The organism is Flagellimonas sediminis, from assembly GCF_010500845.1.
Classification (GTDB): Bacteria; Bacteroidota; Bacteroidia; order Flavobacteriales; family Flavobacteriaceae; genus Flagellimonas; species Flagellimonas sediminis.
Genome location: NZ_JAAAMI010000001.1, coordinates 674,930 through 687,271 on the forward strand (window position 1 = coordinate 674,930; position 12,342 = coordinate 687,271).

Below are 12,342 nucleotides of genomic sequence, written 5' to 3' on the forward strand. Positions count from 1 at the left end.
TTGACTCGATAATTGATTACATTTATCATCAAATCAGGCAGTATTGTTCACTAAATTATCCCTAAGGTCCCGTATTTTCTTTGGCATGATCACTTTGGTGGTCATTGCCTCGGTGTTGATCGCAGGGGTTACCATCTATCAATATAAGGAGCAGGGAAAGGACTATCATGACGATAGGCTGCAGCGAAAGGAGGAGCAGATTCTCAAGAGCATTTGGTATACGCTGAAGGAGACCACCTATCCTGTAAACACGGAAAACCTGGGGCTCATCTTTAGGGACGAGATATACAAGATCGCCAATGTGGAGAACGTCAACTTCAACATTTATGATCTTGAAGGTAACCTGATCAAAAGTTCCCGGCCCAGTTTTGAGGCAGATTCCATTGCCAACTGCCTGGATTCCAATGTACTGAACTATCTTCGAGAAACCGGGGAGTCGAGGTTCGTGGAGGAGAAAAGGGCCGCGGGGGACAATTATCAGTCGACGTATACCTATATCAACGATCTCAAATTTAAGCCTATCGGTATTTTGAACCTGCCCTATTTTGAAGATAACACCTTCAACAACATGGAGCTCAGGGAGTTTCTTTTCCGATTGGGGATGGTCTATCTTTTGATGCTCGGACTTGCCATTGTTTTGGCCTATTTCATTTCTAAATACATTACCAGATCATTGCAGACCATTTCAGATAAGATCAACCGAACCAACCTTACCCGCCAGAACGAAAAGATCTATTTGGCCAATCCGGGGGATGAGATTGCCAAATTGGTGGATTCTTACAACCGCATGATCGACGAATTGGAAGAAAGTGCCGTAAAATTGGCAAGGAGCGAAAGAGAGCAGGCATGGCGAGAAATGGCCAAACAAGTGGCCCATGAAATCAAAAACCCTTTGACACCGCTGAAACTTACGGTACAAAGTTTTGAACGAAAATTCAACCCCAATGATCCCGACATACAAAAGAAGGTGAACGAGTTTTCCAAAACGTTGATCCAACAGATCGATACCATGAGCAACATTGCCACGGCATTTTCCAGTTTTGCGGATATGCCCGCACAGCAGAATGAAACGCTTAATGTGGTAAAGGTGGTAAAATTGGCCTTGGAAATTTTCAATGAGGACTATATTCATTTTATTACCGATGAGGAAGAGATCATAGCCAAGTTGGATCGTACACAATTGATTAGGGTCATCACCAATTTGGTGAAAAACGCTATTCAAGCGGTGCCCGAAGTAGAGTCACCCAGGATTTTGGTAACCGTGGCAACGGAGGGATCCCAGGTAAAAATTTCTGTGGCCGATAATGGGGTTGGCATATCCGATGAGAACCGCGAAAAGGTTTTCGAACCCAAGTTCACCACAAAATCGAGCGGTACGGGACTTGGGCTGGGAATGGTCAAGAACATAGTGGAAAACTATGGAGGAACCATTAACTTTACTTCTAAGTTGGGAAAAGGCACCGTGTTCACGATTCGGTTTCCCAAGGAATAAAAAAGATAAATGTGATAGGAAGGATCATTCAGACCTATTTCAAAACAACAGTTATGAACTACGAAAACATCTACATTGAGGAAGAAAAAAGTTGGGCCACCATCACCATAGATCGTCCTTCCAAATTGAATGCCCTGAACCAAAGGACCATTGAGGAATTGAACGTGGCTTTCAAGGAATTGGACGAAGACCCCGACATTAAGGTAATCATTATAACCGGAAGTGGGGAAAAAGCCTTCGTTGCCGGGGCCGATATTTCAGAATTCGCCCATTTTTCACCCAAAGAAGGCAGACAATTGGCAGCCATGGGACAAAAGAACCTGTTCAATTTAATTGAAGGCCTTTCTACACCCGTTATTGCCGCCATCAACGGATTTGCTTTGGGTGGCGGATTGGAGCTGGCCCTGGCCTGTCATTTTAGGGTGGCCAGTACCAATGCCAAAATGGGACTTCCCGAGGTATCCCTTGGAGTGATCCCGGGTTATGGGGGTACCCAGCGATTGCCCCAACTGATAGGTAAGGGAAGGGCACTGGAACTGATTATGACCGCCAGCATGATCGATGCCGATAAGGCCTTCGCCTACGGACTGGTGAACCATGTGGTTTCCCCTGAGGAATTATTGCCCCTATGCCACAAATTGGCGAGCAGGATATCGAATAATTCCACCGTGGCCATAAAACATGCAATAAAAGCGGTAAATGCTGGTTTTAAGTATGACGCCGATGGCTATGCCGTGGAAATCGATGCCTTTGGGCATTGCTTTGGTACCGACGATTTTAAAGAAGGCACTTCTGCCTTTTTGGAAAAGCGCAAAGCGGATTTCCCTGGTTCATGACCGTTGGCCTTAACCAAGCCAGACCATGATTAAAAAACAGATTGCCTTGCTTTGCATAGCTTTTATGGGGATGTTGGCATCCGCCCAAAAAATGCCCGTGAGCTATGAATTTGGCGAAAAATACGATGACCGTTACCGGTATTCCAATCTTATGACCATTGATGAAGATGGTGATGGAGGATACATTTTGGTGCGGGCCTACTATCAAGGTTTGATCCTAAAACCCAAAGGATACCTGATTGAACATTACAATAGCAACCTGGAGCTTGTAAACGAATACAATTACAAGATCAAGGGATTGGATTTTGTGGATGGTTTCCTGAAAAATGGCCAATTGAACCTTTTGTTCCTCAACTATAATTATGACAGGGGGGAATATGAGTATTGGGTGCACAGAAGTCCTATTTTCAATTACAACTTTACTACCGAAAAACTCCTTTCCATTGCTTCCGAGGAGGTAAATGAGCCCGTTAACAAGAACTATTACAACCGGAATTTTTCCAGCGGGTTTACCACGGCCATTTTGTTCAATGAGCAAAAGTCGGGCTTCATCATCAGTACCCATCATAAAAAAGGAAAAGAGGAAAAGCACATCATCCATCTTTATGACACTTCTTTGAAAAAACGCTTTGAGTATGATTTTTCCGCCGAAATAGAGGAGAAGAACTATGCTTTTGAGAACGTTACCTTCTCTCCAGACCTGCAGATCGCTTATATTGTAGGTAAGGCCTATTTCAAAAAGAAACGATTTCAGGTAGATGAACGCAAGTTCCAATATGAATTGATTAAACTTACCCAAAATAGTAGTCAGACCCAATCTTTTGTGGACCCCGGCAAGTATCCAGAAGCCTTGTATCCCATCCTATTGAAAAACAGACTGGTCTGTGTGGGGTTTTATGCGGATAGAAAGGATAATCGGTACAATGGTATCGCCTATTTTGATTTGGATGCACAATCGTTGGATATCAGATCCAATCGATATAATCCTTTTTCCCAACAGTTCATGGACGATAAATTTGGACGGGAAGAAGACAAGGACATCAAAAACTTGATATTCAAGGGAGTGGAAGTGACCCCGAAGGAAGAGATTTTCTTCAATGCCGAAGAATATTTTGTCACTTCGAGTATGGAATCCACAGGGGCAGGACAACGCCTCAAAATAGAACGTTACCACTACAACGACATTGTGAGCGTAAAGCTTTCACCAGATGGCAACATGGAATGGGCCAGGAATATCAACAAAACGGAAGTTACCCAAGGCGATGGGGCCTATGCCTCTTACAGTTCCTATTGTAAGGATGGCAAGTCTTATTTCTTTATCTGCACCGCGGCGGACAACCCCCAGTTGATCAACAACGAACGATTGATCTTTAAACAGGGTCTGAGCCGAAACCGGAATGTGTTCTTGATCTCGTTGGATGAAAACGGTGTCATGGACTATGAAAAAATTATTGACCAACAAGAGGCCAGATTGCCCTTTATGGTGTCCATGCCCTTAAAGGACGCAAAAGAGAACAAAATGCTCTTTTATGCCAAACGTGGAGGTAAAAAGCAATTGGTAAAAGTAGATTTCAACTAAATCACCAAAAAAATAAATTAAAAGGCTTCCCTTGGGAAGCCTTTTTTTATAGGTCAAATTGCATAAAAAGAAAGAAAAAGACTACAATTTTTGAATGGATGTCAATTCCCATACCCCATCCATCAAACCGCAGGGAGCATTGGTTAGTTAAGGTCAAAAATACACTTGGGCTAAGCCTACTTTTGGCTTGGTAAAAACCCAAATAAAAATATTATGAAGACAATTAAATTATTGAGTATCGCCATACTAGCTATGGCAATGAGTATGGTTTCCTGTTCAGGTGACGACGGGGAACAAGGGCCGAAAGGAGATCAAGGAATTCAAGGTGAACAAGGAATTCAGGGTGTTCAGGGCGAACAAGGTGAACAAGGTGTACCTGGAGAGGATGGCAATGCCAATGTACAGGCCTTTAAATTGGATATGACCGAGTGGGTAGGAGGGACCTTCTTCCCCTTTGATATGCCTATTGCGGCGCAAGAAAGGGCCAATTATGGCTACCTTTTCTACTTGGAATATGTAGCTGGGGGTAGCACCGCTATACATGCGGTTCCTGGAGGCTCTGGTTTTGCTTCTTTTATGGCCTATGTTGACTACATTAACGACGATACAAGTCCGAGTGGATATATTTCATTTAGGGACTATAATGGTGTAGGTTTTGATGTTCCAGCAGGTTCCTACATCAATTTAATAATCATTGCCGTTGAGATTAACACAACAGGTGCCAAAGCCACTCAAGCAAACGCCATGGATCAATTAAAGGCCGATGGGGTGGACACTAACGACTACCATGCCGTGGCAAAATACTTTGGCCTGGAATAACATATAGCAGAATATATAATGAAAGAAGGAGTCTCTTTGAGGCTCCTTTCAATTTTAAAGGAAACATTTAAAATTTACCGGTCAATCCTAAGTAAGCATACATCAATTTAAACCTACCTCTGGTTAATTGAGTGCCAAAACCCTCATATGCCTTAATACATTTGGCTTTCAAAACATTAAAATAAAGACTATGAAAAAGAGTAAAGTATTGATGATGGCCCTATTTGTTGTGGGCCTATGTTTGGGTTCCTGTACAGGTGATGACGGGGAACAAGGGCCGAAAGGTGACCAAGGGGTAGCAGGAGTGGATGGCCAAGATGGAGTAAACGGAACCAATGGTAAAGATGGCGAAGATGGTAATGCCAACGTTCACCATGTAGTTCTGGACATGACAGGTCATACGGGAACCATTTTTGCCCAAACCGTTCCAGAATTGACAGAGGAGGTCATTTCAAACTATGCCATCCTATATTACTTGGGCAAAGATGATTTAGCTGGAACACAGTATTATTCAATTCCAGGGCCTGTATCTGCAGATTTTTTAACCCAAGTATACGCCCAAACACAATTGGTGCAAATTTATTTTAGCAACTATGATGGCACTGGCTATCCTGTGACTGCCAATGATCATTTGGAATCATTGAGGATCGTTCTTATAGAAAGTACCCCGTACACTACTTCAAAATCAGTGTACACAAGTGTAAAAGATGAGCTTAAAGCTGCTGGAGTTGATATTGCAGACTATAATGCCGTTGCCAAGTACTTTGGCCTTGAATAACATTTAAATTACCCTTCCCAAAACGGGGATCCTAAACACTACCGGAAAACTGGGCTTTGGCCCAGTTTTTTCTTTTCGGACCATATGATCATAAATGTATTTTTTAAGAAAGTCATTGTTTTCCAATCAACTGGTATTCGGAATCCATCAACCCTAAAAGGCCATAGGTCAACCACTTATAAGAATAAATGGCAAGCGGGTCTATTTTAGCCCAAATTATAAATCATTATCATGAAAAAACTTAACCTGCTTACCATGGGTATGTTGGCCCTTGGAATTTTTTTTATGGCTTGCTCCAAAGAAATTGACACCGAACCTACCAACGGCTCTGGAATTATTGTCAGTATGGGAGAAGCAGTTGAAGTCAAATGCTGGGACCTGAACAAAAATGGTGTCGCAGATCAAGAGGAAGACAAGAACAAGGACGGCAAAGTTGATAACAAAGACTGTGCTGGACAATAAAACATGTATATAAAAAGCCCCTTTTTTTAAGGGGTTTTTTGTTTGAGAAACCCAATTGAAAAATGGATAAAATCCATATATTTGGAATAAATCCATTTTATGGAAAAAGATTCTATTTTAAAGGGAAGGGGCGCCCAACAGAATACACCCAATAAATTTCTTCAGCATATGTATGAAATGCGGGAAGACTTTTTGGAATTCTGTAGATTGGAAGGGGAAGAGGCCGAAAGCAATAAGACCCAATATATTCCCATTTTTCCCAAGACCATTGTAAACAAAGTGGATAGCCCGGATGTGGGCATGATGTATTCCATGAACCCCTACCAAGGGTGTGAGCACGGCTGTATCTATTGCTACGCCCGGAACACCCATGAATATTGGGGTTATAGTGCCGGGTTGGATTTTGAGCGAAAGATTTTGGTGAAAGAATCGGCTCCCCACTTATTGGAAGCCAAGATAAAGCACAAAAACTGGGTGGCCCAGACGATTGTGCTTTCGGGCAACACGGATTGCTATCAACCCGCAGAACAAAAATTCGGGATAACAAGAAAGTGCCTTGAAGTATTTTTAAAGTACCGTCACCCTGTGGGAATCATTACCAAAAATGCGTTGGTATTAAGAGATTTGGATATTTTGAAAGAATTGAATACCCATCAATTGATTGCGGTCAATATTTCGGTGACTTCTCTTTCCGAGAATACAAGACGGATTTTGGAACCAAGAACGGTATCGATCCAAAAGAGATTGGATACCATCAGAATGTTATCTGAAAACAAGATTCCGGTCAATGCCATGCTCGCACCCATGATTCCGGGTATCAACAGTCACGAATTGCTACAATTGGCCAAGGCGGTTTCAGAACACGGTGCTCTTTCCTTTGGGTTAACGGTAGTACGTTTGAACGGAGCCATTGGACAACTGTTTTCTGATTGGGTAAAAAAGGCCTTACCGGATAAAGCCGATAAAATTTTGCACCAGATCCAAGAATGTCATGGCGGCTCCCTTAATGATAGTCGATTTGGAGTTCGGAGCAAAGGAGAAGGGAAAATAGCAGAACAGATACACGAAATGGCTAGGTTGGCCAGAAGAAGGTATTTTGAAGGGAGGACTTTCCCCAAATTGAATATGGAGCTCCATCAACGATACAAGGATGGCCAATTGAAATTGTTTTAGATGAAATCATCAATTTACAATAACAATCTGAATGAGGTCATTTCGAGGGAGCCTGCAATCGAGAAATCTGTTGAGGCATATTTTTTATTGCTTTAATCCAAGTGGATTCTTCGCTTTGTTCAGAATGACACAAGGATCAATATCACTTCGAGGAAACTTGTGACAGGGAAATCTAATGTGGGAGTGATCCTCCGAACTTCCCACATCACCAAGGGCAAATAAAAAAGCCGCCTTTTGGCGGCTTTTTATAATGATGAGGAATATTATTTCAATTCCCATCCTTTTCTATAATCTCGGGTTACCCAATCGTTGGCCTTATCGTAGTTGGTGATTTTCATGTTCTCACCGTCCCACATCAGCTTTCTTCTACCTGGAGAATGGTAAGGATCCCAATCAGTAACCTTTTTACCAGGTTTTAATTCTTTGTACTGGTAGGCCTTTACGGCAAGGTTGCCCATCAACACGGTTTCGGTCAATCGGCCCGCTTTTTCAAAGTTGGAAGAGGTCGGTGTACCGTTCAGGCAGCCATCTACAAAGTTGGCAATATGTCCGCCTACACTACCAGGTACCCTCGGATATTTTGGAGCGGGGGCCTTATAAAGATCCATCATATCAGAAGGCAATAAGCGTGCGTTGCTGGAATAGGTGTCACAAACCAAGATACCCTTGTCCCCATACATAACGGTTCCACCTCCAGAATCACCAATGGTCTCACCATCCTTAAGTTCATCCGGTAGATCGGGCATAAGGCCCCCATCATACCAGTTGAGGGCAATTTCCCCGTGGTCTTCATGGTCAAACTTCAAATGTATTTTGGAGGATGGAGGACAGGAATGGCTATAATCGGCTTCCACAAAATCGCCTACCCAAACCGTGGTACAACTGGCTTCCGCTTCTTTAGGATAGCCCAAATCCAGCACGCTGAAAGGGGTTTCCATGATATGGCAGCCCATATCGCCCAAGGCACCGGTACCAAAATCCCAGAAACCCCTCCATTTAAAGGGAAGGTAGGCTTCGTTGTAATCCCTTTCGGAGGCTACGCCCAACCAAAGATCCCAGTCCAATTCCTTGGGCACTCGTTGTTTTTGGGTAGGCATGGGTACCCCTTGTGGCCAAACAGGTCGGTTGGTCCAACAATCAATGGTATGCACTTTTCCGATGATGCCAGATTCTACCCATTCGCGGGCAATTCGGCTATCATCACTTGAGGCACCTTGGTTTCCCATTTGGGTCACAATTCCGTTTTCCTTGGCTACTTTGGTCATCAAACGGGCCTCATAAATATTATGGGTCAGAGGTTTTTCAACATAGGCGTGCTTTTTCTCACGCATAAAAGGTAAGGCAATGGTAGCATGCATGTGGTCAGGAGTGGCCACCATAATGGCATCGATGTCGCTCAATCGCTCATCATATACTTTTCTAAAATCTTTGTAGCGTGGTACATCAGGGAACATTTCAAAAGTTTCCTTGGCACGACGTGCATCTACATCACATAACGATACGAATTTGACACGACCGGTTTCGTGCAAACCGCGAATTACACTGTTTCCTCTTCCACCAACACCAAAGCCGGCAACATATAAGGTATCACTTGGAGGAACATGGGTCTTTCCCAAAACATAGCTGGGTACAATGGAAAATGCAGCCGATGCAGCAGCGGCATTCTTCAAAAAATTTCTTCTTTGCATTTTGTTTAGTTTGATTATGTTCTACCAAGATACAAAATGTAAGGGATTATCGATGGTTATTCCCATCCATTCCATTCTTTGTAAAACTGATCTAGGTACTCCAACATAAACCGATGTCTTTCCAAGGCAATTTTTTTACCAGTTTCAGTGTGCATACCATCCTTGAGCAATAGCAGTTTTTCATAAAAATGGTTTATGGTAGGCGCATGGGAACTTTTGTATTCTTCCTTGGTCATGTTTGGTTTAGGGGGTATATTGGGGTCGTAGAGCGTCCTGTTCTTGAACCCGCCATAATTAAAAGCACGTGCAATACCGATGGCTCCCATGGCATCCAATCGGTCGGCATCCTGTACAATTTCCATTTCTTTTGTTATAAATGAAACTTGGCTTTTGTCAAGGCTATTTTTAAAGGACATGTGTTGGATGATTTTCACTACATGGTCCACTGTGTCTTCCGATGTATTTTGCCCCTTTAAAAATTCTTGGGCTAGTTTAGGTCCGATTGATTCGTCCCCATCATGGAACTTGGGGTCTGCAATATCATGTAACAAGGTTGAAAGTTTCACGATGAGCTCATCGGCCTTTTCATTTTTTAAAATGAGATTTGCAGTGTTGTAAACCCTTTCAATATGAAACCAATCGTGACCTCCTTCGGCGTTAACGAGCATTTTTTTGACAAAATGGATGGTGTTTTGTAGCAATTGGTCCGGAGTCATTTTGTGGGGTTTATGCCTGATACAATTTGTTTTTCCACTTCGGCGATAACGGCATCGGCATTACCATGAATTTCCATAGGGGCATGTACTTTAAATTGTACAAAAGAACCTAATCCCATAGGAAATTTACCATAGCGCAACAATTTCCACGAGTTGTTTATACTGATGGGTATAATCAATGCCGATGGCGCGTGTTTCATCAAAACTTTTAACCCTGTTGCCCTAAAAGGTTTGGGTTCCCCCGTTCGACTTCGGGTCCCTTCGGGGAAAATCACCGCACTTCGGTTATGCTTTTGGATATATTTTCCCAATTTTTGCAGCTCTTCAATGGATTGTTTGGGATCCTTCCTGTCGATTAAAGCAGAACCACTGTTTCTTAGGTTGAAGGAAACACTCGGAATACCCTTGCCGAGTTCGATCTTGCTCACAAACTTGGGGTGATACTTGCGCATAAACCAGATGATGGGCGGAATGTCATACATGCTCTGGTGGTTGGTGACAATGATCAAAGGCCTGTCCGTTGGAATCTGGTGTGTGTTTTCAAACTTGTAACGGGTTCCCAAGATGCCTGTACTGGCCATGATGAACCAGTTAAGGATGGAAACGCTCCGTTTATGGGCGTCATACCCAAAAATCTTTAAGCAAAACCATTGGATGGGATGAAAAATGACCAAAACCAATCCAAAGCAGATAAAAAATAGGATGGTCAATGGATAGGATAGCAATTTAAGCACGGCAGGGACTTTATATTTAGTTCAGCGTAAAAATAAAAAAACCACCCTTAAGGGTGGTCTGTCTTTTTTGGATAATCAAAAGCATTAGCAAAATTCGTCGTATGCTTCCATCAGGTTCTCCGCAATCAGTTCAGCGGGTCTTCCTTCAATATGGTGTCTCTCGATCATGTGAACCAACTCCCCATCCTTAAAAAGGGCCATACTTGGCGACGATGGAGGAAAAGGGACCATATGGTTTCTGGCCGTTGCAACGGCTTCCATGTCCACCCCGGCGAATACGGTCACCAAGTGGTCTGGAGTCTTTTCATTTTGCAGGCTTAATTTGGCGGCTGGTCTGGCATTGGCAGCGGCACATCCACAAACAGAATTGACCACTACCAAGGTGGTTCCTTCCTGTTTTAGGGCATTTTCTACTGCCTCACTTGTATGTAGTTCCTCAAACCCGGCGTTGGCCAAGTCCGCTCGCATAGGTTTTACCAATTCTTCGGGATACATAGGCTTATTTTTAATTAGAATCCAAAGATACGGTATTGTATGGTTTTTTTCATCACCCTTAACATTGCTTAAAGCTTTGTTTCCTATGCAATGCCCTATATTTGGGGTTTAAATTTTGAAAGATGATCAAATGGGCGGCCGCCTTTATCGGTTATTTAGTCTTTCGGTTTCCGGGAGCAGTACTGGGATTTATCGTGGGAAGTCTTTTGGATGGTTGGGGAAGTACTAATAATGGAGGTAGAACCGTTTTCCAGAACGCAGGCAGCCAAACCGTTTCACCTGCGGATTTTGAATTGAACCTTCTTTCCCTGTGCTCCATTATCATAAAGGCCGATGGCAAGGTGGACCAAACCGAGCTCGATTATGTAAGGCAGTATTTTTTGAGCACGTACGGAAAGGATAAGGCCAATGCCATTTTCCGAACTTTTAACGAGGTCATTAAAAAAAGGGAGATATCCGCGGAGCGTATCTGTACCTACATGGTTCAGAGAACCCGTTACGAAGTTCGGTTGCAGTTGCTGCATTTTTTGTTCGGTATCGCCCAGGCCGATGGACAATTGAGCCCGTTGGAAATTCAAAAACTGAGAGAGATAGCAGGTTATTTGCGGGTGGGCGCACATGATTTTGAAAGCATCATGGCCATGTTCGTGAAGTCTGCGGACAATGCTTATAGAATTTTGGAAATTGAGAGAAACGCCACGGACGATGAGGTGAAAAAAGCGTACCGTACCATGGCCAAAAAATACCATCCCGATCGTGTGGTGACCGAAAACGAGGCTATTAGGAAAGGGGCCGAGGAAAAGTTCAAAGAAGTACAAAAGGCCTACGAGACCATTCAAAAGGAGCGAGGGATTTCATAATGTTGTTAGGAGTTAGGAGTTGGTTGGAATAGGATGATTAATTTATAAACAGGATAATGCAAGAGTTTTTTTTCTACGTTAAAATGGGACTCCACCACGTGTTGGATATTGGGGCCTATGACCATATTTTGTTCCTTTCCGCCTTGGCCGTGCCCTTTACGTTCAAAAATTGGAAGCATGTATTGGTGTTGGCGACCATTTTTACCGCGGCCCATTGTACATCGCTGGCACTATCCGTTTATGATGTGGTGGCCGTGGATGTGGGACTCATAGAATTCTTGATTCCGGTAACCATTTTGGTAACCGCAATCTTCAACTTTACCTACGTGTTCAAGGAGGGAGTGAATATGGGTGAGCTATTGCATTATGTGGCCACTGGATTTTTTGGTTTGATCCACGGTTTTGGCTTTTCCAACTATTTCAAGATGTTGATGGCGGAGGAAGAGAACAAGGTCACACCACTTTTGGGTTTTGCTACGGGAATTGAGTTGTCCCAAGTGACCATCATCCTGATTGTTTTGGGCATAGCTTTTGTGGTATTGGATTTGTTGAAGGTCAAACGATACGTTTTTATTGCGGTGGCCTCAATTTTGATCATTGCCATTACAATACCCTTGCTCATTGCTACGTTTCCCATCTAAGGGCACCGTTAAATTTAATCGAATAAGGTTGTAAGGGTCTTCCAAAGCAGGTATATTTATTTAATTATC

13 protein-coding genes are annotated in these 12,342 nt (G+C 43.1%); 9 read left to right on the forward strand and 4 right to left on the reverse strand.

Annotation, left to right across the window (positions count from 1 at the left end; genetic code table 11):
• Nucleotides 1–85: 85 nt before the first annotated feature.
• From GTK07_RS02950 to GTK07_RS02980, 7 genes are all read left to right on the forward strand, one after another.
• Entirely contained in the window at nt 86–1,492 is a 1,407-nt protein-coding gene (locus GTK07_RS02950; protein ID WP_163633473.1) for a sensor histidine kinase, read from the forward strand.
• Nucleotides 1,493–1,545: 53 nt separating this feature from the next.
• Nucleotides 1,546–2,328 carry an enoyl-CoA hydratase/isomerase family protein gene (locus GTK07_RS02955; RefSeq protein WP_163632865.1) on the forward strand — a complete coding sequence of 261 codons (783 nt, stop codon included), beginning with the start codon at nt 1,546–1,548 and terminating at the stop codon, nt 2,326–2,328.
• A 25-nt stretch (nt 2,329–2,353) separates the two neighbouring features.
• Nucleotides 2,354–3,907, forward strand: coding sequence for a hypothetical protein (locus GTK07_RS02960; RefSeq protein ID WP_163632867.1), 1,554 nt, complete (start codon nt 2,354–2,356; stop codon nt 3,905–3,907).
• Nucleotides 3,908–4,120: 213 nt separating this feature from the next.
• Nucleotides 4,121–4,726 carry a collagen-like protein gene (locus tag GTK07_RS02965; protein ID WP_163632869.1) on the forward strand — a complete coding sequence of 202 codons (606 nt, stop codon included), beginning with the start codon at nt 4,121–4,123 and terminating at the stop codon, nt 4,724–4,726.
• 190 nt (nt 4,727–4,916) lie between these two features.
• A complete protein-coding gene (locus GTK07_RS02970; protein WP_163632871.1) occupies nt 4,917–5,504 on the forward strand; it encodes a collagen-like protein in 588 nt (195 codons plus the stop codon).
• Between the two features lie 231 nt (nt 5,505–5,735).
• A complete protein-coding gene (locus GTK07_RS02975) occupies nt 5,736–5,966 on the forward strand; it encodes a hypothetical protein (RefSeq protein ID WP_163632873.1) in 231 nt (76 codons plus the stop codon).
• Between the two features lie 99 nt (nt 5,967–6,065).
• Entirely contained in the window at nt 6,066–7,139 is a 1,074-nt protein-coding gene (locus GTK07_RS02980; protein WP_163632875.1) for a PA0069 family radical SAM protein, read from the forward strand.
• A 263-nt stretch (nt 7,140–7,402) separates the two neighbouring features.
• On the opposite strand, the gene GTK07_RS02985 is transcribed toward GTK07_RS02980, so the two are convergent.
• The 4 genes from GTK07_RS02985 to GTK07_RS03000 all read right to left on the reverse strand — a co-directional run bounded on the left by GTK07_RS02985 (nt 7,403) and on the right by GTK07_RS03000 (nt 10,772).
• Nucleotides 7,403–8,827 carry a Gfo/Idh/MocA family protein gene (locus tag GTK07_RS02985; RefSeq protein WP_163632877.1) on the reverse strand — a complete coding sequence of 475 codons (1,425 nt, stop codon included), beginning with the start codon at nt 8,825–8,827 and terminating at the stop codon, nt 7,403–7,405.
• A gap of 56 nt (nt 8,828–8,883) precedes the next feature.
• Nucleotides 8,884–9,543, reverse strand: a complete 660-nt coding sequence (locus GTK07_RS02990; RefSeq protein ID WP_163632879.1) for an HD domain-containing protein — start codon at nt 9,541–9,543, stop codon at nt 8,884–8,886.
• The gene (locus GTK07_RS02995; RefSeq protein ID WP_163632881.1) at nt 9,540–10,277 is read right to left on the reverse strand and encodes a lysophospholipid acyltransferase family protein; all 738 of its coding nucleotides are present in this window, start codon (nt 10,275–10,277) and stop codon (nt 9,540–9,542) included. The genes GTK07_RS02990 and GTK07_RS02995 overlap by 4 nt, the downstream gene beginning before the upstream one ends.
• A gap of 84 nt (nt 10,278–10,361) precedes the next feature.
• The gene (locus GTK07_RS03000; protein WP_163632882.1) at nt 10,362–10,772 is read right to left on the reverse strand and encodes a BrxA/BrxB family bacilliredoxin; all 411 of its coding nucleotides are present in this window, start codon (nt 10,770–10,772) and stop codon (nt 10,362–10,364) included.
• A 122-nt stretch (nt 10,773–10,894) separates the two neighbouring features.
• Here GTK07_RS03000 and GTK07_RS03005 point away from each other — a divergent pair, with 122 nt between their 5' ends.
• Together GTK07_RS03005 and GTK07_RS03010 are read left to right on the forward strand one after the other, a co-directional pair.
• Complete coding sequence (locus GTK07_RS03005; RefSeq protein ID WP_163632884.1) at nt 10,895–11,632, forward strand: TerB family tellurite resistance protein; 738 nt, start codon at nt 10,895–10,897, stop codon at nt 11,630–11,632.
• A gap of 56 nt (nt 11,633–11,688) precedes the next feature.
• Nucleotides 11,689–12,273, forward strand: coding sequence for a HupE/UreJ family protein (locus GTK07_RS03010; RefSeq protein WP_163632886.1), 585 nt, complete (start codon nt 11,689–11,691; stop codon nt 12,271–12,273).
• Nucleotides 12,274–12,342 lie beyond the last annotated feature (69 nt).